Origin of the sequence: Novosphingobium sp. (assembly GCF_025351285.1) — a bacterium.
In the GTDB taxonomy this organism is placed as follows: Bacteria; Pseudomonadota; Alphaproteobacteria; order Sphingomonadales; family Sphingomonadaceae; genus Novosphingobium.
This window is the reverse complement of record NZ_JANXWG010000067.1, coordinates 1-20947: the sequence shown is the minus strand read 5'-3', so window position 1 is coordinate 20947 and position 20947 is coordinate 1. Positions and strand designations below refer to the sequence as shown.

The 20947-nt window shown below is 63.9% G+C and carries 17 protein-coding genes; 4 read left to right on the top strand and 13 right to left on the bottom strand.

Going from position 1 to position 20947, the window contains the following annotated elements:
* Positions 1 to 7 precede the first annotated feature (7 nt).
* From Q0R16_RS08105 to Q0R16_RS08060, 10 genes are all read right to left on the bottom strand, one after another.
* Entirely contained in the window at positions 8 to 286 is a 279-nt protein-coding gene (locus Q0R16_RS08105) for a PqqD family protein (RefSeq protein WP_295634735.1), read from the bottom strand.
* 179 nt (positions 287 to 465) lie between these two features.
* Positions 466 to 744: a PqqD family protein gene (locus tag Q0R16_RS08100; protein WP_295634732.1), complete on the bottom strand. Its 279-nt coding sequence runs from the start codon at positions 742 to 744 to the stop codon at positions 466 to 468.
* Entirely contained in the window at positions 741 to 1598 is an 858-nt protein-coding gene (locus Q0R16_RS08095) for a hypothetical protein (protein ID WP_295634788.1), read from the bottom strand. The genes Q0R16_RS08100 and Q0R16_RS08095 overlap by 4 nt, the downstream gene beginning before the upstream one ends.
* Positions 1599 to 1831: 233 nt before the next feature.
* Positions 1832 to 2233, bottom strand: coding sequence for a lasso RiPP family leader peptide-containing protein (locus tag Q0R16_RS08090; RefSeq protein WP_295634730.1), 402 nt, complete (start codon positions 2231 to 2233; stop codon positions 1832 to 1834).
* 37 nt (positions 2234 to 2270) lie between these two features.
* Positions 2271 to 4184, bottom strand: coding sequence for an asparagine synthase-related protein (locus tag Q0R16_RS08085; RefSeq protein WP_295634727.1), 1914 nt, complete (start codon positions 4182 to 4184; stop codon positions 2271 to 2273).
* Positions 4181 to 5410, bottom strand: a complete 1230-nt coding sequence (locus Q0R16_RS08080) for a nucleotidyltransferase family protein (RefSeq protein WP_295634724.1) — start codon at positions 5408 to 5410, stop codon at positions 4181 to 4183. Before Q0R16_RS08080 ends, Q0R16_RS08085 begins: the two co-directional genes overlap by 4 nt.
* Before the next feature lie 4 nt (positions 5411 to 5414).
* A complete protein-coding gene (locus Q0R16_RS08075; protein WP_295634721.1) occupies positions 5415 to 6722 on the bottom strand; it encodes a sugar transferase in 1308 nt (435 codons plus the stop codon).
* Between the two features lie 106 nt (positions 6723 to 6828).
* Complete coding sequence (locus tag Q0R16_RS08070) at positions 6829 to 7332, bottom strand: transcription termination/antitermination NusG family protein (RefSeq protein ID WP_295634718.1); 504 nt, start codon at positions 7330 to 7332, stop codon at positions 6829 to 6831.
* A gap of 449 nt (positions 7333 to 7781) precedes the next feature.
* Positions 7782 to 8789: a LacI family DNA-binding transcriptional regulator gene (locus tag Q0R16_RS08065; RefSeq protein WP_295634715.1), complete on the bottom strand. Its 1008-nt coding sequence runs from the start codon at positions 8787 to 8789 to the stop codon at positions 7782 to 7784.
* Between the two features lie 173 nt (positions 8790 to 8962).
* Entirely contained in the window at positions 8963 to 9826 is an 864-nt protein-coding gene (locus Q0R16_RS08060; protein WP_295634713.1) for an ROK family protein, read from the bottom strand.
* 229 nt (positions 9827 to 10055) lie between these two features.
* On the opposite strand from Q0R16_RS08060, the gene Q0R16_RS08055 reads away from it, so the two are divergent.
* The gene (locus tag Q0R16_RS08055) at positions 10056 to 11786 is read left to right on the top strand and encodes a DEAD/DEAH box helicase (protein WP_295634709.1); all 1731 of its coding nucleotides are present in this window, start codon (positions 10056 to 10058) and stop codon (positions 11784 to 11786) included.
* 131 nt (positions 11787 to 11917) lie between these two features.
* Here Q0R16_RS08055 and Q0R16_RS08050 read toward each other — a convergent pair whose 3' ends face one another.
* Positions 11918 to 12379: a GreA/GreB family elongation factor gene (locus Q0R16_RS08050; RefSeq protein WP_295634706.1), complete on the bottom strand. Its 462-nt coding sequence runs from the start codon at positions 12377 to 12379 to the stop codon at positions 11918 to 11920.
* Positions 12376 to 14241, bottom strand: a complete 1866-nt coding sequence (locus Q0R16_RS08045; protein WP_295634702.1) for an ABC-F family ATP-binding cassette domain-containing protein — start codon at positions 14239 to 14241, stop codon at positions 12376 to 12378. The genes Q0R16_RS08050 and Q0R16_RS08045 overlap by 4 nt, the downstream gene beginning before the upstream one ends.
* A gap of 258 nt (positions 14242 to 14499) precedes the next feature.
* On the opposite strand from Q0R16_RS08045, the gene Q0R16_RS08040 reads away from it, so the two are divergent.
* Entirely contained in the window at positions 14500 to 17664 is a 3165-nt protein-coding gene (locus Q0R16_RS08040; protein WP_295634785.1) for an amidohydrolase family protein, read from the top strand.
* A 42-nt stretch (positions 17665 to 17706) separates the two neighbouring features.
* Here Q0R16_RS08040 and Q0R16_RS08035 read toward each other — a convergent pair whose 3' ends face one another.
* Positions 17707 to 18405 (bottom strand): pirin family protein, encoded by a 699-nt coding sequence (locus tag Q0R16_RS08035; protein WP_295634699.1) that lies wholly within the window; start codon positions 18403 to 18405, stop codon positions 17707 to 17709.
* Between the two features lie 127 nt (positions 18406 to 18532).
* Between Q0R16_RS08035 and Q0R16_RS08030 the strand changes: the two genes are divergently transcribed.
* Positions 18533 to 19462, top strand: coding sequence for a LysR family transcriptional regulator (locus Q0R16_RS08030; RefSeq protein ID WP_295634695.1), 930 nt, complete (start codon positions 18533 to 18535; stop codon positions 19460 to 19462).
* A 181-nt stretch (positions 19463 to 19643) separates the two neighbouring features.
* A partial coding sequence (locus Q0R16_RS08025; RefSeq protein WP_295634692.1) for a cytochrome ubiquinol oxidase subunit I occupies positions 19644 to 20947 on the top strand: 1304 nt, incomplete at its 3' end.

The following is a 20947-nucleotide window of genomic DNA, read 5'->3' as shown; positions in this document are numbered from 1 at the left end:
GCCGCAATCAGCTTAGACGAATGATGTCATGACGCATGAGTTCGTCGAGGAAAATCCGCGCATCTTGTTCGACTTGTGCAAGGGGCACTTCGAAATCGTGCGCAATTCTGGCGCAGGATTGAGCCGGGGTTAGGCCTTGCTGCAAAAGTTGCCAGATCTGCGACCCCACGGAATCAAGACCGAAATACGTTCCGTTGCCCGCGTGCAGAATGACGGTTTCGTCGCCGACCCGGCAATTGCTGGCTTGGTCAGACACGTTCACGTGTTGGGTCAGGATATCGGTCACAGTGATCGTCGCCCATCGTTTCAACCGCGGCGTGGCAGATGCGTGACTATGCATCGAACCATTCCGGGGACAAGCCAAGCCGATAGCATGCGTGCAAAGACCGCGCAAAGCGCTGCTTCTGCCTGTCATCCGGACATCGTTTCACATGAAGACAGGTTGGCATTCGACGGGCGCCGCGATCAACCGGTCACGGCGGCGAGGCCATGTTCCACGAGTTTCCCGGCCAGTGCGAGCACATCCTGTTCAAGAACGTCACGGGGAACATCGTATTCGGCGCCGATCTGGTCGCAAGCATCGATCAGCGAGCCTGCGCCGCCTTCGATCAGTTGCCACACGCGGGCGCCAACGGCGTCTAGCCCGAAATATTTCCCGCTGACAATATCCAGCAAAACCGTCTCTCCACCGACCTGCCGCACGACCACGTCGCTCGAGGTTGTCAATCGATCATGCAGGTTCATGGTCTGGCCTTTCCTTGGTGGACATGTGCGATTACGGCAGCGATGACATCGCCAAGCTTGTCGAAGCGGCGCGGGTAGTCGAGCGTGAAGATCGGCACGGCTTCGGACAAGTCTGCCAACCGTTCGAAATTTGCCCTAACCCGGGCCCTATCGTCGACATCGAGAATGAAAGCGTGGCGAATCAGCGCAATCAGTGCCTCGCCGGGAGCAAGGCGGCTGAATTCAACCTGGTCGGCCGTCCCTTCGCCCAGGAAATAGAGCGCTTGGAGCGGGACCGGATGCGATTGATGCGGCATGGTAGTCCCCGCTTGCAAAAGCGACTTTTCATGCGAGCTTTGATCCAGGTCGGAAGACAGACCTGGAAACAATGCCGTTTCGCTGTCGAGCCTCAGGCGGACGCTATCCAGGCTGGGAAAGGCCAGATAACCCTCCGCGGTCGGTTCAAGATGGAGTCCGTCATCGGTCAGGAACGGATAGCCGTGGCGGGCGAAGCTTGCCGCCAGCGTAGACTTGCCCCGCCCCGAAACACCTGAAAACGCCAGTGCTTGCCCGTTCGCAACAATTGCCGCGGCGTGGAGGACCAGTTTACCGGAGTGGTTGAGCAGCAGCGGAGCAACCTGGTTGTGACGGAGCGCCGCGATCATGGTTGCTGAAACCCCTGGCGCGGGGAAGCAGGTCACCGTTTCGTTTGCAAAGTCGATGTCGAAGTCCGCGCGGCCGAGGAATTTCAACAAAAAGCCGTCTTGCGTACGGTGGAACTGCGCGATCACATCCCCTTGAGCTTCCCAGAAATGGAACGGCGGTTCGGGCATGATGGATTGGGGCCGCGCGGCTTCCTGGCGAAATTGCATCATCAAGGCGTGCTATCGGTAAACGCGACCATCTCGGGCCATGAACTCGGGCCATGAACAGGGCGAGATTGACGTAAGACTGACAAAAAATCGCCCGGACTGACAGCCCGGGCGATTTTTTCCAAAGCAACCCGTTAGGGCTCTATCGGAAACAGGAGGCGACCAGGTCTTCGGACATTCGAGCAGCAGATCGAAATTCGATTACCGCAAAAATCCGAAAACCGGCCGAATCCAGATCAGTGCAGGGTGATGCCCAGCATTTCGTAATCGACCTGGCGATAGCCATTGTCACCGATCGAAACGGCTTCAGGGATGATCGCTTCGACTTCATCGGCCATGACGCCGAACATACGGCCATGGCCGCAAGATTCGCGCATTTCTGGCTTGTAATCGAACAGGTAGAGCCCGAACCCGGCCGGGTGTTCACCAACGCGGACGATGCTTTCCTTGAGTGCCGGATCGGAGGGCAACTTGGTTGGAACCTTGTTCTTGCCGGCGGCACCGCCGTCGGCACCCGACCCTGTACCATTACGAGTAAGATCGCGAACCGATCCAAAAACCGTCAAGGTTGGCGCGCTATAAGCCAGCTTGCTCTCGAGGGCATTGGCGCGAATGTTGTCTATGCTGGCATTTTTCACTAGAAGACCTCCTAAAGCCTTTGACTGACAAAACCTTTTAAACTTCAAATCCAGCCATTGTCGAATCCGTCACAGGCCGCAAAACTGTTTCACACCCAAACACACCCCAGAGTTGCCACTTGAGCATTCCATCGCGAGATTTTGAACGATAACGATCATAAAGCTTTGATACACCGTCCGGATTAATAAAGCCAGACCCATTTTGCGGCAGCTCAACGGTAAAAACGTGTTCCATCGTATCAAGAAGTCGTTTGAAGGTTTGGGAAAATTGCGCCTGCGTTTCGCGCTTTGTCACTATCTCTGGCAGCATTCCCGCCAAGGCGGCGCGGTGAAGGTACTTGGCGATTCCGCCCCGTGATCTTACACGCTCAGGTGTCGCGAGGGCAAATTCGATGAAGCTGCGCGAATACATTGGACTGCGCGCCTCATAGATACATCTGGCGCATTGCTGCGAATAACGATCTCGTGCAATTCTTACGTAAACGTCTGTCAGCCAGCCGGAAACACTGCGGCCTGCCTTGTACTGCCGATTTGCCGATGCACTCCGGGCCGCCACCTCACGCATTTGCGCGAGCATGGACTCAAGTTCGGGCGCTAGCGGTGATTCTTTTTGTGAATGGCGCGACCGTACCCGGTCGAGCAGATTGCGACGCTCGATCACCAAGCGTTCAGGCAGGAATTGCGCTGCGCCGAACTTGAACGCCCACCAAGTGGCAGTCCGCCAGCCCACCGCATCCGAATCCTCGCGCCAGCTTCGTAAAAACCCCGCCCAATCGCCCTCAGCTAGATGTTCGGCAAAATAGAGGGGACCGCCGTCGAGCCATTCGTCACCGCCGAGACCGTCGAGCATCACACGGCCGCCGTCGTTTACCGCCGCCTCGGAAATCCCGAGCAAACTGGCGCCGTTCGGAAAGGGCGGCACATCGCGGTCTTCTCGCGCACGGCTTTCGAACCATGCTAGATCGGGCAAAAAGGGCGCTATTTCGCGTATGTCCCCACCAACATGGGTGCCCACGGCGCGGGCAAAATCGATTTCGTCAGCCTCTCCGCCCCTCTCAGCGAACGCCAATGTATAACCCTTGATACCCGGGGCAGGTAGCCGGCCAGCGCGCAACAGTTCGTGTGCCATGGCAAACACCGCCGAAGAATCGAGCCCGCCGCTGACTTCGCACCCGATCGGCCGGTGCGATCGCGCCGCCCGCCGGACGCATTGCGAGAACAGTTCGCGGTAATGGTCGATGTAGTCTTCATCGCGCTTGTAGCGGATCGTGACTTCGGTGGGGGGGTGCCAGGTCCGACCGCATCGCGTGCCGGACGTGCCGAACCGTTGCCAGTGCGCAGCCTGCGCCCGCAGCACGCCCGACCAGATTGTCTCGTCCGCGGTGAACCATTTGTCGGCCATGAATTGCACGATCATTCCGGGGTTCGGTTTGGCTTCTACCTCCGGCCCCGCCAGCACGCCGACGATGTCCGACGCCACCACCAACCGCTTGCCGTCCCAATGATAATGGAGCGGCCGCAGCCCGGCATGATCGCGCGCGCAGTAGGCTTCATTCCGGCGCGCGTCCCAGATCAGGAAGGAGTATTCGCCGTCGATGTGCCTTGGGCAGTCATCGCCCCAGGCCTCGTAAGCGCGCAGGACCAGTTCGGCATCGGAGCGGGTGCGCAGGACGGCGCCGCGTGAAAGCAGATCGGCACGCAGTTCCTCCCAGTTGCTCAGCCAGCCGTCCATCACCAGCACGAGGCTTTCGTCCTCGTTGAAGAGCGGTTGCACTTCCTCCAGCGATTCGGTGGTGGTGTGCATCATGCAATGGCCAAGCGCGACCGATCCGCGTTGCCAGTGCGCAATTCCGTCGGGCCCGCGGTAGTCCATCGCGGAGGTCATGCGTTCAACTGTGCCGGGTTCGACCGGTCCGCCATCGAACCGGATGACGGCGGCAATTCCGCTCATCGCGAACTGCCCGAAACGCGGCGCCCGAGGATTTCGGCCAGCCGCCGACCGTAGAGCAGCATAATCGGCCGATCGCGCATCGACGGGTATTTGTCGCGCACCATATCGGGCGAGGGGAGGGTCTGCGAAAGGCCGAAACGCAGCTTTTTCAGCACGCCCGGGGTCGACTTGAAATCGCGCCAGGCTCTGCCGAACTGGCTTGATGTGGTGAGGTATGTGCCGATTTCGTGGTTGGCCGGCGCACGCGACAGCGCCTCCCTCACGCTGGCGGGCAGCTTCGCGCCAAGCTTGGCGCGCGCGGATTCAAGCGCTTCGAGGCATAGTGCCGAGAGGCCTTTGGCAACCGCCAGGCGGGACAATTCGGCCCATTCCCGATCGGAGCAGGCATCGGCCATCAGCTTGATATCGAGCAGCCAGATCAGCCGGCCGCCCCCAAGATACGCCTGGCCATCGACATAGTAGGGGTTCGATATGTGAACCGCGCGGTGCAGGCACGCGTGCAGCAGCATCATCACGCGCGGCATGGCGCGGGCCGAAGCGCACAAGCGCGGAATCGGCACCGGGCCGGCCGCGCATTCGTTATACGGCATCAGCGGATCGAGAAACGGCGAATTGAGCAATTGCCAGTGCAGATCGATCACGTGCTCGAAGCCGTCGTCTGAGACGTGGCGCCAGATTTCCTGCGCGTGGAGATCGCCAAACAAGCCTTCGCCCGCGCTTTCGCGCACGAAGCCCCGGGCTTCGAGTACATCGCGCGATTGGGTGATCTGGGCAGGAGCAACGAGGACGTCGGTGTCACCGCGACAGCGTTCGGCGGGATCGGCATAAAGATCGTAAGCCAGCGCCGTGCCCTTGAGCAGCAGTGCAGGCACCCCCGCTTTCGCCAGTGCCTCGATCAGCCCGACCACCACCAGCTTGTGGCGCAATTCCCACATGCCCTGGCCCAGTGCTTGCTGCCCAAGGCAACCGACGACCGGGGCGGGCCAGCCTTCCATCGCGTTAGAGCGGTTGATCAGAACGCCTGCAATCCCGTGATAAAGCGCGCGTGCAACAAAGGCTTGCGTTACATCGGGCGCGTTCCAGGCCAGTGGCCAGCCATCGGGCAAAGTCTGATCGCGTGAAGTCCCGACCCGATTTGTACTGCCGGCGATCGCTGCGGCGAGAAAATCGTCAAAGCTGCCGTTCAGCGCTTCGCTTGCCGGCTCCACGGATGGAATAACGCCCATGGCCTTACTTCGAGCCGAAGCCGGTCACTACGGTCCGCACTGTCATCAACACGATCAGAATATCGAGCCAGATTGAGAAGTACTTCACATAATAGAAATCGTATTCGAGCTTGCGCGTCACCGCGTTATTCTGCGCCACATTGCCCTGGTGGATCGCGGCCCAACCGGTGATCCCGGGATGAACCGAATGGCGGCAGGCGTAATGCGGAATATCGCGCAAATACCCGCGCGCCAGCGACAAGGCTTCGGGGCGGGGGCCGATCCAACTCATTTCACCCTTGAGGATGTTGAACAATTGCGGAAGTTCATCGATCCGCATCTTGCGGATGACGCGGCCGATCCGGGTCACGCGCGGATCGTGATCGACCGTGAACGCGGGGCCGGTGCAATCGTTGCGCATCGAACGGAACTTGTAGCAGGTGAAGCGCTGGCCGCGAAAGCCGATCCGTTCTTGCCGGAAGATCGCCTTGCCGGGGCTTTCCAGCCGGATCGCCAGCGCGACCAGCAGCATGAAGGGCGCCGCCACTACGATCGCCGGGATCACGAACAGCGTGTCGACGATCCGCTTGATCCGCAGGTACGGTTGCGACGGCAGCAACTGGCCGAAGAAATCGACCGGATGGGCATCGAGCTGAACCCGCCCCGTCAACATTTCGCGGAACTTGCGCACTTCGTAGATCGGCAGGTTGCGCAGGATCGCGCGGCTGAACATGTGCTCGAACGATTTCGAGATCGGCTTGCTGCCATCGAACACGATCCCCACGACATCGCGCGGCAGCGAGGGCGTGACCAGCGCTTCCCACTCGACATTGGCATAGAGCAATTCGTCGTCGCTCGGAAAACCGCCGACGAACGCCAGTCGCGGTGAATAAAGCCGCACCCGGGTGATCGCGATCAGGTAGTACCAGGCAATGCCGAAGAAGAAGCTGGTCACCACAAGGTAGGTGTTGACCTTGAAATACCACAGCATCACGAACGTGAACGCCAGGCAGTAGCTGGCGAGAAAAGCCGGGATGATCAGCAGTTTGTCGTCGACCAGCGGCAGGATGCCGACTTTGCGCAGGATGGTGTGCGCAAAGAACAGGCACACCACCGCGACCAGCATCGATGCGTCGAACGGAAGGTAGGAAAAGGTGCCGAGGTGCAGCGATCGCCCGAGCAGTGGGCGCAACATCAGCGGTATGCCGATGGCGAAGATCAGCCCACCCAGGTAGGTAAAGCGGTTGGTGCGGACTATCGAGCCCAGCCGGCGCACGCGCGAGCGCTTGGCCGTGCCGAACTGGAGCACATGATCGGGGATGGACCGGTTCACTCGGGATCGCTTGTGTTGGAGTGGCAAAACGAAGCGGAATAGCCACGAACACCACCGGCCCAGCGGGTTCGCGACAATGCTGCCATACGGAACATCGTCGATGTTGTCATGCGGGTTCCAAGTCCCGTATGTGGACACGAGTGGGCACCGAGCCGCCCAGAATGTCAAGCAGCACGCGCACGCGGCCGTTGTCATCAAGGCGTTCGATCGTGGCAAGCGCGGTCGCGAACGGTCCGCTCGCCAGCCTGACTTGCTGGCCTGGCGCCATTGCGGGGATCATGCGCTGGATCACGCTGCCTTCGCACCGGTCGAACAGCGCCGACATCACGCTTTCGGGCATTGCATAAGGCGCGCCTGCCGCCGACCCGACCAGGCGCCGGATGCCCGTGGTGCCGTTGATCGGCGACCAGTGATCGCGGCGTGGATCGAAGGTTATGAAAATGTATCCGGGAAAGACCGGCGCCAACAGGCTTTCAACGCGTCGCGCATGACGGCGGGTCTTTTGGAAACGCGGACAAAAACAGGAGAAACCCTGCCTTTCAAGATTGGCTTGAGCCAGGACTTCAGCTCTCGGGCGCGTTTCCGCCACGTGCCAGGTGCTTGAGGTCATCGAATCGAGCCTTTGAAATGCTGCAACGCGATATCTCCAATATGGAGAAAATTACAACCAGATTTGATTGTGTTAGGTGCCACTACGTACAATTTCGCAACTGCCGCAAACGTCGCTGGCGAATCGCTGTTGTGACAGCCGGACTGCACGGAATGGCGGAGATCCGGAACGCATCAATCCCCCCGGATTGCCTGATGACACCGCCGCCTATCGCACGTTTTTGGCACGAATCATATCAATTTGCCGCGACTGCGAGATGCATCAGCCGTTTTGGCCTGCCGTGGCCCGATGTGGTACGCCGCATCGTCCATGTGGGCTAGCACCCACCGCAAAGGTCACGTCCGAACTGGATGGTTGTTGCGTGAAGAAGCCAAGAACTCGCGGGGCCAGCCCCTCGTCAATCGCACTAAACCGCGATCAGGCCGCAAATTGCGGCTGGCTCCGCATGGTCAGGCCGTATCGCGGCGGATCAGCAACGGTTCCATCTGGGTCGATGGCGCATCGACGCCGGCCACGCGTTCGAACAACGCCTTGGTCATCAACCGCGCGCCTTTGGCGATGTCCTGGCGGATCGTGGTGATGCGCGGGACGGTCTGCTCGGCGAAGGGCAGATCATCGAAGCCCACCACCGGCATGGCGTTGGGAACCGCGATATTGCGATCGGCCAGCGCGCGCACTGTCCGCATTGCAATCACGTCGGATGCAGCGAATATACCATCGAACGCGCTGCAGGCGGCGTCGAGATGTGCGGCAATCTCGGCGGGCATCACGTCCGATGCAAGATGCGTCTCGAATTGTAAGGGAACGGCCAGTCCGGCATCGCGAGCGGCATCCTCAAGCCCAAGAAGCCGTTGTTCTATTTCGCGCGTGCGCACCTCGCCAAAAAACGCGAGGCGCTTGCATCCGCGCGCAATCAGGCACTCGCCGGCGAGTCGCCCGCCCGCCCGATTGTCGACCCCGACCGAGCAATGGACTTGTCCCGGCAGGGTGCTGCCCCACGCGACAAGCGGGCGATACCGCGCCGCAACGCGCTCGATCGCTTCGATCTGATCCGATTGCCCGATCAGCAGCACACCATCGAGCATGCCCGAATCGACGATCCGTTCGAGCCAGTCGTGCGCATCGGGGATCACGCGGCTGAGCATGATGTCATAGCCGCTTTCGGTCAGCGCATCGGCCAGGTGACCCAGCATCGTCATGAAGAACGGGTCGGACAAATGCTGGCGCTGTTCGTGTCCCAACGGCACCACGATACCGATCACCCCGGTCCGCTGTGTCCGCAACCGGCGCGCCATCTGGTTGGGGCGAAAGCCATGCTCGTCGGCGATGGACTGGATCTTCTCGCGCGTGTCCTTGTTGACAAGCGGTTTGCCCGCCAGCGCCCGAGACACCGTTCCGGCCGATACGCCCGCCATTCGGGCCAGTTCGGCGATGTTCTTGATGCGATCGCCTGGCATCAAGCGATCCATTTGGAAGTGCCATGCTTGCTTCTAGAATTGATCATTGGTCCACCCCCACGTTTTAGCCGCTACACACTAACCGCCTACAGAACGCATGGGAATTGAAAGAGTTCCGCAACACAGTAACGAAAGTTAGTTTTTGGCTCGGCCTCTGGCCGCGCACCGGCCGATCAAAGCGCCAGTGCGACCGCCAACGCGCCCAACAGTCCCGAATCGGACCCGAGCCCCGGCCCGACCACCACCGCGGCCGGATCGCCCACGAAGTACCCGCCGCCCGCGGTTGCCGCCTCGGCCTTGACCATGTCGAGCAACCACGGCGTTGCCATGACGCCACCGCCCAGCACGATCCGCGCCGGGTCCATAACCGCCTGGAAGCTGCACACCGCCTGGCCCAGATACCAGCCGATCATCGCGGCGCCCGCATGCTCCTGCGGCAATTCGGACAGCGAACACCCCCACCGCGCGATCACCGCCGGCCCGCTGGCCAGCCCTTCGAGGCAATCGCCGTGGAAAGGACAAACGCCCGCAAACTGAGCGTCATCGGCATGGCGCGGCACGCGAATATGGCCCATTTCGGGGTGCGAAAGCCCGTGGAGCAGGCGCCCGTCGCTGACGAACCCGCCGCCTACGCCGGTGCCGATGGTGAGATAGAGCAGCGAACCAGACCCTGCCCCCGCGCCCCAGCGCGCTTCGGCCAGCGCTGCGCCATTGACATCGGTTTCGATCCCGACCGGGCAGGCGAATGCGCGGGAGAAGGGCCCGACGACGTCGGCCCCACTCCAACCGAGCTTGGTGGTGTGTCTGATGTGGCCCCAGGTTTCACTTCCCGGTGAAAGGTCGAGCGGGCCGAACGACGCGATGCCGATGGCTGTCGGATGCGGCAGGTTTTCGTGAAACCAGCCGATCGCGGCGCCGATCACCTCTTCGGGCGTCGTCGTCGCGATCCGGTGACGCGCCGAGATTGCGCCTGCCGCGTCGGAAACCCCAAGCAGCACCTTTGTACCGCCGGCTTCGATCAGTCCGTACTGTGCCATGCGCGATTACTCGACTCGTGCGCGGTTGAGATCTTGCGCCAAAGTCTATGGGCTAGCGCTGACAACCAATTGCGGCTAGGGCGCTGCCAACAATGTTTCCGGACTCGCGCTTTTGGCGCGCTCGCGGAACATCATCACCTCCCGCTCGCGGGACGCATCATAACGATCGGGCACAGTCGGCAGGGCGCAAGCTTGCGGCATCGCACCGGCGGCAGGGTCCAGACAAACGATGACATTTCCAGACATTCCCGTTCCGTTGTCCGATGCGCTCGACGCGCACGGTTACACCGCGCTCACCGCCGTCCAGGCGCAAGTGCTCGAACCGCAGGCGCGCGGGCGCGATCTGATCGTTTCGGCGCAGACCGGATCGGGCAAGACCGTGGCGTTCGGCCTGGCGATGGGAGACGAATTGCTGGCAGAGGACGGTACTTTGCCGCCGCCCGCCACCGCGCTGGCACTGGTGATCGCGCCCACGCGCGAACTGGCGCTGCAAGTCAGCCGCGAGCTCGCCTGGCTCTACGCCAAGGCGGGCGCGCGGATCGCGACTTGCGTCGGGGGGATGGACCCGATGAAGGAGCGCCGCGCGCTCAACCACGGCGCGCATATCGTGGTGGGCACCCCGGGCCGCTTGCGCGATCACCTCGAACGCGGCGCGTTGGACCTTTCGGCGCTGCGCGTGGCGGTGCTCGATGAAGCCGACGAGATGCTCGACATGGGCTTCCGCGAGGATCTGGAGCAGATCCTCGACGGCACCCCCGACGGCCGCCGCACGCTGTTGTTCTCGGCCACCATGCCCAAGCCAATCGTGGCGCTCGCCCGACGGTATCAGCACGAAGCGGTGCGGATTTCCACCGCTGGCGAGGACCGCGGCCATGGCGACATCAGCTACCAGGCCGTCACCGTCGCGCCAGCCGAAATCGAGCACGCGGTGGTCAACCTGCTGCGCTTCCACGAAGCCGAAACCGCGATGCTGTTCTGCGCCACGCGCGACAACGTCCGCCACCTCCACGCCACTTTGGTCGAACGCGGGTTCGCCGCCGTCGCGCTGTCGGGTGAGCACAGCCAGAACGAGCGCAACGCCGCATTGCAAGCCCTTCGCGACCGCCGTGCGCGCGTCTGCGTCGCCACCGACGTGGCCGCGCGCGGCATCGATCTGCCCTCGCTCAGCCTGGTGATCCACGTCGAGATCCCGCGCGACGGCGAAATTCTCCAGCACCGTTCGGGGCGTACTGGGCGCGCGGGCAAGAAGGGCACCGCGATCCTGATCGTGCCGTTCCCGCGCCGCAAGCGGGTTGAAATGATGCTGCGCGGGGCGCGCATCGAGGCCGAATGGCTCTCGGCGCCCACGCCCGAGGCGATCCGCCTGCAGGACCGCGAGCGACTGCTCGAAGGCCTGCTCCAGCCGGTCGAGATCGAGGATGACGATCGCGCGCTGGCGCAGGAATTGCTGGCGAAGATGTCGCCCGAGGACATCGCCGCCGCACTGGTCCGCGCGCACCGCGCCAAGATGCCCGCGCCCGAAGAACTGGTGCCGAGCAACCCCGAAGCCCAACGCGCCGCGCAGGCCGAACGCCACCGTCCCGGCTTCGAGGACACCGTGTGGTTCCGCATGGACATCGGCCGCCGCCAGAACGCCGATCCGCGCTGGATCCTGCCGGTGCTGTGCCGCCGCGGGCACATCACCCGCAATGATATCGGCGCGATCCGCATCGGCATGACCGAAACGCACTTCCAGGTGCCGCGCAACGTGGCGGACAAGTTCGCCAGCGCGCTGATCCGCACCGCCAACGCCGAGGGTGACGACGAGAGCGGCATCCGTATCGAGCCCGGCGAAGCCCCGCGTGAGGCCGCGCGCGAGCATCGGCGGAGTGGGCCTAATGGAGGATCGGCGCATGGTGGACCGAGTGGCGGCAAGCCACGCCCGCACCGCAAAGGTCCTCCGAACGGGCCGCGCGGCTAGGTCAGGATGTAAAAATACCGCTCATCCTGAGCTTGTCGAAGGGCTGCCTTTTTTGCGAGGCCGCAGAATAAGGACGGCCCTTCGACAAGCTCTGGACGAACGGGGAGTGAGGCGGGCGATGGTGTTTCCGGTCAGGCCGGCTCCACCGCCAGCACCTCGATCACCGCTTCCTCACCATTGAAATCGACCCAATCGCCAGCCGCCGCCGCCATCACTGCGCGCGCCAACGGGGCGGTGTAGGCCAGCTTGCCTTGCGCCGGATCGGCTTCATCGCTGCCGACCAGCACGATCTCGCGCTCCTTGCCCTTGAGCCGCAGCCGCACCCGGCAGCCGAACTCGACCACCTCGCCCGATGGGACCGGCATCATTTCGGCCGTGGCCAGCCGCTGGCGCCAGTAAGTCAGATCACGCCACAACGCCTTGCGCGCCTTCTCGTCATCGACCGGCGGCGGGAGCGCCTCCAGTTCGGCCACTTTCGCTGCGATCATCTCGCGCCCTGCTATCGTCACCAGGTTGCGGCCAGGCGGGATCGGGATCGCGTAGCTCGGTTCAAGATGCTCCTCGTCGCTCTCGCGCCTGAAGGCTACACTCACGCCGCCTGTTCCGCCCGCTCGCTCAGCAGCAGCCAGGCCGCCTCTGCGCGCTCCAGTTCATCGGCCTGCGCGGCGCGGCGGCGCGACAATTCGCCCATCGCCAGCCGCGCCAGATCGGGCGCGGCGCTCTTGGGATCGAACATCGCGCGGTCGAGCGCGGAAACTTGCGCCTGCAACTTGGACACCGCCGCCTCGGCCTCGCTGACCTTTTTCTTCAGCGCTCGCTCAGCCTCGCGCTGTTGCGCATTGGCTTTCTTGCCCTGCTTGCTCGCCTTGGGTTTGGCGTCTCCATTCTTCGGCTGGTTCCGGCCGAGGACGAAGTCGATGTAATCCTCCATGCTGCCCGGATAATCGACCGCGGTGCCGTGATCCACCAGCACCAGTCGATCCGCCGTCAGTTCGACCATATGGCGATCGTGGCTGATCAGGATCACCGCGCCTTCGTAGCTGTTGAGCGCCTGCACCAAGGCCTCGCGCGCATCGACGTCCAAGTGGTTGGTCGGCTCATCCAGGATCAGCAGGTGGGGCGCATCGCGCGTCACCAGCGCCAGCGCCAGACGCGCGCGCTCGCCGCCCGACAGCGTGCCGACTTGCGCGATCGCGCGGTTGCCCGAAAAGCCGAACCGGCCAAGCTGCGCGCGGATGGCGCCCGGCGTCTTGCCCGTCATCGCGCGGGTCATGTGTTCGAGCGGGGTGGCGTCGCCGGCCAGTTCTTCCACCTGGTACTGCGTGAAATAGCCGATCTGCATCTTGCCCGATTGGTGGATCGAGCCTTCCATCGCCGGCAATTGCGCCGCCAGCAGCCGCGCCAGCGTGGTCTTGCCGTTGCCGTTGCGACCGAGCAGCGCGATCCGGTCGTCGGGATCGATCCGCAGGTTCAGCCGCTGGAGGATGGTCTTCTCGCCATAGCCAACAGCCGCAAGATCGAGCGTGATCAGCGGCGGGCGCAAGTCGCTGGGGTTGGGGAAGTCGAAGCTCAGCGTCGGATCGTCGATCAGCGCGGTGATCGGCTGCATTTTGGCCAGCATTTTCGCGCGCGATTGCGCCTGCTTGGCGGTGGAGGCACGCGCGCTGTTACGCGAGACGTAATCCTGCAACCGCGCGCGTTGGGCGTCCTGCGACGCCTTGGCCGACGCCAGTTGCGCCGCGCGTTCGGCACGCTGGCGCTCGAAGCTGTCATAGCCGCCGGGGTACAGCGTCAGCTTGCCACCCTGCAGATGGACGATGTGATCGACCACGTTGTTGAGCAGGTCGCGTTCGTGGCTGATCACGATCAAGGTGCCGGGATAGGCCTTGAGGAAATTCTCCAGCCACAGCGTCGCTTCAAGATCGAGGTGGTTCGATGGTTCGTCGAGCAGCAGCACGTCGGGCTGCGAAAACAGCAACGCGGCCAGCGCGACGCGCATCTTCCACCCGCCCGAGAAGCTGTCGAGCGGCTGGCCCTGCATGTCTTCCTCGAAGCCCAGCCCGGTCAGGATGCGTGCCGCGCGCGACGGCGCACTGTACGCGTCGATCGCCAGCAGGCGTTCGTGGACATCGCCCAACCGGTCAGGATCGTGGCAAGTCTCGGATTCTTCGAGCAGCGCGGCGCGTTCGGTGTCCGCCGCCAGCACGGTTTCGAACGGGGTGGCGGTGCCGCTCGGCGCTTCCTGCGCGATATAGCCCAGCCGCGTGCGGCGCGGCATTTCGATGTCGCCGTCGTCGGGATCGATCTCTCCGATGATCGCCTTCATCAGCGTGGACTTGCCCGCGCCGTTGCGCCCGATCAGCCCTACGCGGCCCCCCGGCGGGATGCTCGCGCTGGCGCGGTCGAGGATCGTGCGGCCGCCGAGCCGGACGGTGACATTGTTGATGGTAAGCATGGCGGCGCGCCTAGCATTCCTGAAGCCGAAACCCAACTGCTGCGATGCAACATTCTCCAGAGCGCCCCCAACCGCAGCAAGGGGGGCTGGCAGACGGCCGTGCGACGCGATATGAGCCGTGCGAAAGTTACAGGGGAAACCAGCTTGACCATCCGCACCCGCACCTTCGTCGCCGTGATCGCCGCCAGCCTTTGTTCGAGCGCTGCGCTGGCCGAAACTGCCAAACCACCCAAGTGGGACGTCAACGCGCCGACCGGGATGGTCACTCACACCGTGCCGATCAACGTCGACAACGGCACCTGGATGAACGTGGATGTCAGCCGCGATGGCAAGACGATCGCGTTCGACCTGCTCGGCGATATTTATACGATGCCCATCGGTGGAGGCGCGCCGACGCGGATCGCCGAGGGTCTGGCTTACGAACACCAGCCGCGCTTCTCGCCCGACGGCAAGCGCATCGCCTTCGTCTCGGATCGCGGCGGCGGCGACAACGTGTGGATCATGAACGTCGACGGCAGCGACAGGCGACAGCTCACCAAGGAAGATTTCCGCCTGCTCAACCAGCCATCATGGTCGCCCGACGGGCGCTTCATCGTGGCGAAAAAGCACTTCACCACCGGCCGTTCGCTCGGCACTGGGGAGGTGTGGCTTTACCACGTCTCGGGCGGCAGCGGCGTCTTGCTGGTCAAGCGCGCCAGCGAGGCGCTGCAGAAGGAACTGGGCGAGCCGATCTACGCGCCCGATGGCAAGCACATCTATTATACGCGCAACGTCAGCCCCGGCCCGATCTTCGAATACGCGCAGAATTCGCGCACCGACTTGTTCAACATCGAACGCTACGACATCGATACCGGTGAAGTGACGACGGCGGTTTCGGGCGTGGGCGGATCGGTGCGGCCGACACCGGCGCCCGATGGCAAGCGCATTGCCTTCGTGCGCCGCGTGCACAACCGCTCGACGCTGTGGGTCAAGGATATGGCCAGCGGCGAGGAGCGGCAGATTTACGCGCCGCTCGACCAGGATGTGCAGGAAACCTGGGCCATCACCGGCGTCTATCCGAACATGGCGTGGACGCCCGACAGCAAGAGCCTTGTGTTCTGGGCGGGCGGCAAGATCAACAAGGTTGGCGCCGATGGGTCAGGGGCTTCGGTGATCCCGTTCCGCGTCAACGACACCCGCGTGGTGATCGACGCCACGCACCCGCAGATCGACGTCGCGCCCGATCGCTTTACCACCAGGATGCCGCGCTGGGCCAGCGTTTCGCCCGATGGGCGCAGCGTGGTGTTCGAAACGCTCGGTAAGCTGTGGCTCAAGGACATGGCGGGCGGCACTGCGCGCCGGCTGGTCAAGGGCGACGAGGCCGAGATGGAATTGTGGCCGACATGGTCGCGCGATGGGCGGACCATTGCCTTCGTCGGCTGGACTGACGCCGGCCTGGGCCACGTTCGCACGGTTGCGGCAGGCGGCGGTGCGGCGCGTGATGTCACGACTTCGGCCGGGCATTATGCGCGGCCCAGGTTCTCGCCCGATGGCAAGATGATCGTGTTCGAAAGCGGGCGCGGCGGCGGGCTGACGGCCGCGCGCGGCAGCGAAAATCCCGGCGTCTATCGCGTGGCCGCCAACGGCGGTACGCCGGTGCGGATCACCAAGGACGGCGCAGAACCGCAATTCGGCGCGGCCAACGACCGCATTTTCCTGGTGACCGACGAGAAGGACAAGCGCCAGCTCGTCAGCACCGACTTGAACGGAGAAGCCAAGCACGTCCACGCCAGCGGCGATCTGGTGAATGACTACGTGGTGTCGCCCAGCGGCGAATATGTCGCGTTCCGGCAGAACTACCAGGCGTTCGTGATGCCGCTGATGCCGGGCACGCAAGCGGTCGACGCCGACAAGAAGGGCGGCGCGCTGCCCGCCACGCAAGTCAGCGGCGATGGCGCCGATTTCATCAACTGGTCCAACGATGGCAAACGGCTCAACTGGAGCCTCGGTCCGACGCTGTTCTCGGCCGACACGGTTGCGCTGTTCCGCGATGCACCGGCGGCTGAAGATGCGCCGAAGTTTGCGGCGCCCAAGGCCGGGGTTTCGCTGGCGATGGACGTTACCGCCGACAAACCGACCGGCACCGTGGCGTTGACCGGCGCGCGGATCGTCACGATGGCCAGCAAGGATGGCGGCATCATCGATGATGGCGTGATCGTTGTGCGCGGCGATCGTATCGTCGCGGTCGGCCCGCGCGCTTCGGTGAGCATCCCGGCGGGCGCGAAGACGGTCGATCTTGCGGGCAAGACCGTGATTCCCGGCATGATCGATGCGCACGCGCATGGGGCCCAGGGCGATGACGACCTGATCCCGCAGCAGAACTGGTCGGCGATGGTCAACCTGGCGATGGGCACGACCACGATCCACGATCCCTCGGCCCGCTCGGCCGAGATCTTCGTGGCGGCCGAAATGCAGAAGGCCGGCAAGATCCTGGCGCCGCGTACGTTCTCGACCGGCGAGATCATTTACGGCGCCAAGGAAGCCGACGTTTACGCCGAGATCAACAGCTACGAAGACGCGCTGGCCGATGTGCGGCGGCTGAAGGCGCAAGGCGCGCACAGCGTCAAGAACTACAACCAGCCGCGCCGCGAACAGCGCCAGATGGTGGTGGCGGCCGCGCAGGCCGAAGGGCTGGAAGTGGTGCCCGAGGGCGGATCGCTGTTCACGATGGACATGACGCTGGTGCAGGACGGCAATTCCACCGTCGAGCACAACGTGCCGGCCGAACATTTCTACGACGACGTGGTCAGCCTGTGGAGCCAGACGAAAACCAACTACACCCCCACGCTGGTGGTGACATACGGCGGCCCGGCGGGCGATCCGTACTGGCGCGCGCATACCGAAGTGTGGAAGCATCCGATCCTCAGCAAGTACGAGCCGCCCGCGCGGCTCGAAGCGCAGAACGTGCGCCGCGAGATCGCGCCCGAAAGCGACTATGTCGATGCGGGAAGCGCGCGCGAGGCGAAGAAGCTGATGGAAAAGGGCGTGCAGGTGTCGATCGGTGCGCACGGCCAGCAATCGGGGCTGGGCTCGCACTGGGAGCTGTGGAGCTTCGTGCGCGGCGGCTGGAGCCCGATCGAAGCCTTGCGTGCGGCCACCATCCTGCCCGCGACTTCGCTTGGCTACGCCAAGGACGTGGGCTCGCTCGAGGTGGGCAAGCTGGCCGACCTGGTGGTGCTCGATGCCGATCCGACCGTGGACATCCGCAACAGCGACAAGATCAGCAAGGTGATGCTGGGCGGGCGGTTGTACGACTCAGCCACTCTGAACGAAGAAGTGACCGGCACCCGCAAGCGCGCCCCGTTGTGGTGGGAAGGCTCGGGCAGCGAAGGGTATGGCGCGGCGCTGACCACCGGCAAGGCCAGCGCCTACGACGGGGATTGAGACAGCGAGGCGGGCGCGGAATGGTCCGCGCCCGCCCATCCATCACGCTGCGTCGACCAGCACCACTTCGCTATCCTCCAGCGCAGTCACGCGGAGCACTTCGGTATCGCTGATGGCCGCGCCATCGCGGGTGTTGACCCGCACGCCCTCGATTTCGACGGCACCGATCGCCGGCACCAGATAGCCCTTGCGGCTGGCGCCGAGCGGGTACTCGACCGTCTCGCCGGCCTTGATCGTGGCGCCCAGAACGCGCGCATCGGTGCGCAAGGGCAGCGCGTCCCCGTCGTTGTCATTGCCCGAGGCGAGCGTCTCGAACTTGCCCGAACGGTCGCCCTTGGGGAACGGTCGCGCGCCCCAGCTTGGCGCGGCGCTGGGCCGGGTCGGCACGATCCAGATCTGGAACAGCGTCGTCGGCACGTCCTCGCGGTTGTATTCGGCGTGCTGGATGCCGGTGCCCGCGCTCATCACCTGGACGTCGCCGGCTTCGGTGCGGCCCTCGTTGCCGAGGCTGTCCTTGTGCGTGATCGCGCCCGAGCGGACATAAGTGATGATCTCCATGTCGCGGTGGCCGTGCGGCGGAAAGCCCGTTTGCGGCGCAATCGTATCGTCGTTCCACACGCGCAAGTTACCCCAGTGGGTGCGCGCGGGATCTTGGTAATCGGCGAACGAAAAGTGGTGATGCGCGTCGAGCCAGCCGTGGTTGGCGGCGCCGAGCGTGTCGAAGGGACGCAGGTCGATCATGGGTTTTCTCCGAGCGGCGGTGATGTGAACCACCTGATGACCGCCATGTAGGGCTTGCCGCTCACGAGTTTTAGCCGGATAAATTCGGCCCGACCATTCGAGGAACTTGAACAGTGCCCAAGACTTCATGAACGGCCCTGGCAACCCCACGCTCGACCAGTTGCGTATCTTCCTGGCGATTGTCGACACCGGCAGTTTCGCGGGGGCAGGGCGCAAGCTGGGCCGCGCGGTGTCGGTGATCAGCTACGGGATGGCCAACCTCGAAAGCCAGCTCGGGCTGCTGCTGTTCGACCGCGAAGGCACGCGCAAGCCAGTGCTCACCACCGCCGGCCGCGCCCTGCTGGCCGAAACACGCGCGATTGCGCAAGGCGTCGATGGCTTGCGCGCCAAGGTCAAGGGTCTGCTCGACGGGCTTGAGGCCGAAGTCGATCTCGCGGTCGATGTCATGCTGCCGGCCGAGCGGCTGGGCGCGGTGCTGCGCGCATTTGCTCTCGAATTCCCCACGGTGCAGTTGCGGCTCCACGTCGAGGCGCTCGGCGGGGTGACCGCGCTGGTGGGCGAGGGGCAGGCGATCCTCGGCATCTCGGGCCCGATCGCAGGTGCCATGAACAGGATTGAGCGCACCGCTGCCGGCTCCATGCTGATGGTGCCTGTCGCTGCGCCGAGCCATCCACTCGGCGCGATGGCCACCATCCCGCCTGGCGCGGCGCGCGATCACACGCAACTGGTGCTGAGCGATCGATCGCGCACCACCGAAGGGCAGGATTTCGCGGTGATCAGCCCGAAAACCTGGCGGCTGGCCGATCTCGGCGCCAAGCACGCGCTGCTGCGCGAAGGGGTGGGCTGGGGCAACATGCCGCTGGGCATGGTGGCAGACGATCTTGCGCGCGGCACGCTGGTGCGGCTGACAATGCCCGATCACCTTGGCGGCACTTACCGCTTTTCAGCGGTGTGGCGCCGCGATTGCCCGCCCGGCCCCGCGGCATCGTGGCTGCTCGACCAGTTCGTGGCCAAGGGCGTCGGCGACGAGGCGCGTGACGGACCTGCCGACGTTTGACGCGCATCTCCTTGCGCGTTTTGCATCAACTCCCGGCATTTTTGCCCTATCGCCCCGTTGTGGTGGCTCACCGATCGGCGCTAGCTAACGCCGATCACGAGAACCAATCCCCGTGACCGTCGCTCTCCTCCAACCAGGCGCGTCCGCGCCGTGAGGTGCATATGCTGACGAGCCTGCTGTCATGACTCTCCCCGACGCCGTCACGCTGGCGCGCGCGCAATTTGCGTTCACGGTCAGTTTCCATTTCATCTTCCCCGCCTTCACGATCGGCCTCGCCAGCTATCTCGCGGTGCTGGAGGCGCTGTGGCTGACAACGGGGAAGGGGGTTTACGCCAACCTGTTCCGTTACTGGCTCAAGATCTTCGCGGTGGTGTTCGGGATGGGCGTCGTCTCGGGCATCGTGATGTCCTACGAATTCGGCACCAACTGGTCGGTGTTTGCGGACAAGGCCGGGCCGGTCGTCGGCCCGCTGATGGCTTACGAGGTGATGACCGCGTTCTTCCTCGAGGCCGGGTTCCTGGGCGTCATGCTGTTCGGGATCAGCAAGGTCGGCAAGGGGCTGCACATGTTTGCGACCGCGATGGTCGCCACCGGCACGCTGATTTCCGCGACCTGGATCATCAGCGTCAATTCGTGGATGCAGACCCCGGTCGGCTTCGCGATCAACGCGCGCGGGCAGTTCGTGCCTTCGGGCGGGTGGCTGCCGATCATCTTCAACCCCAGCTTTCCCTACCGGCTGGTCCACGTCGTGATCGCCGCGTACCTGACCACCTCGCTGGTGGTCGGTGCGGTCGGTGCGTGGCACTTGCTCAAGGATCGGACCAACCCCGGCGCGCGCACGATGTTCTCGATGGCGATGTGGATGGCGGCGATCGTCGCGCCGATCCAGATTTTCGCGGGCGACGCGCACGGGCTCAACACGCTGGAGCATCAGCCCGCCAAGATCATGGCGATGGAAGGGCACTACACCAGCCACCCCGATGGCGCGCCGCTGATCCTGTTCGGCATCCCCAACCCCGCGCTGCGCCGGATGGACTATGCGATCGAGATTCCCAAGGTTTCGTCGCTGATCCTCAAGCATGATCTCAACGCCCCGATGGCCGGGCTGGATACCATCCCGATTGACAAGCAGCCGCCAGTGGCGATCCTGTTCTGGTCGTTCCGGATCATGGTCGGGCTGGGCTTTGCGATGCTGGGGCTGGGCCTGTGGAGCCTGCTTGCGCGGGCGAGGGGCAAGCTGTTCGAATGGACCTGGTTCCACCGCGCCGCGCTCGTCATGGGCCCATCGGGTTTCGTCGCGGTGCTGGCGGGCTGGGTCACGACCGAAGTCGGCCGCCAGCCGTGGACGGTCTACGGCCATTTGCTCACCGCGCAATCGCACTCGCCGCTGGCCGCGCCTGCGGTTGCCGCCTCGCTGCTGGCGTTCGTGGTGGTCTACTTCGTCGCGTTCGGCGCGGGTATCTATTACCTGCTCCGCATGATGGC

What these genes read in the sequence shown, in the direction of transcription:
- Q0R16_RS08100 (WP_295634732.1), bottom strand. Translation starts at nt 744, where the DNA reads ATGAACCTGCATGATCGATTGACAACCTCGAGCGACGTGGTCGTGCGG.
- Q0R16_RS08070 (WP_295634718.1), bottom strand. Translation starts at nt 7,332, where the DNA reads ATGACCTCAAGCACCTGGCACGTGGCGGAAACGCGCCCGAGAGCTGAA.
- Q0R16_RS08060 (WP_295634713.1), bottom strand. Translation starts at nt 9,826, where the DNA reads ATGGCACAGTACGGACTGATCGAAGCCGGCGGTACAAAGGTGCTGCTT.
- Q0R16_RS08065 (WP_295634715.1), bottom strand. Translation starts at nt 8,789, where the DNA reads ATGCCAGGCGATCGCATCAAGAACATCGCCGAACTGGCCCGAATGGCG.
- Q0R16_RS08035 (WP_295634699.1), bottom strand. Translation starts at nt 18,405, where the DNA reads ATGATCGACCTGCGTCCCTTCGACACGCTCGGCGCCGCCAACCACGGC.
- Q0R16_RS08055 (WP_295634709.1), top strand. Translation starts at nt 10,056, where the DNA reads ATGACATTTCCAGACATTCCCGTTCCGTTGTCCGATGCGCTCGACGCG.
- Q0R16_RS08040 (WP_295634785.1), top strand. Translation starts at nt 14,500, where the DNA reads ATGGTCACTCACACCGTGCCGATCAACGTCGACAACGGCACCTGGATG.
- Q0R16_RS08045 (WP_295634702.1), bottom strand. Translation starts at nt 14,241, where the DNA reads ATGCTTACCATCAACAATGTCACCGTCCGGCTCGGCGGCCGCACGATC.
- Q0R16_RS08080 (WP_295634724.1), bottom strand. Translation starts at nt 5,410, where the DNA reads ATGGGCGTTATTCCATCCGTGGAGCCGGCAAGCGAAGCGCTGAACGGC.
- Q0R16_RS08030 (WP_295634695.1), top strand. Translation starts at nt 18,533, where the DNA reads ATGAACGGCCCTGGCAACCCCACGCTCGACCAGTTGCGTATCTTCCTG.
- Q0R16_RS08085 (WP_295634727.1), bottom strand. Translation starts at nt 4,184, where the DNA reads ATGAGCGGAATTGCCGCCGTCATCCGGTTCGATGGCGGACCGGTCGAA.
- Q0R16_RS08095 (WP_295634788.1), bottom strand. Translation starts at nt 1,598, where the DNA reads ATGATGCAATTTCGCCAGGAAGCCGCGCGGCCCCAATCCATCATGCCC.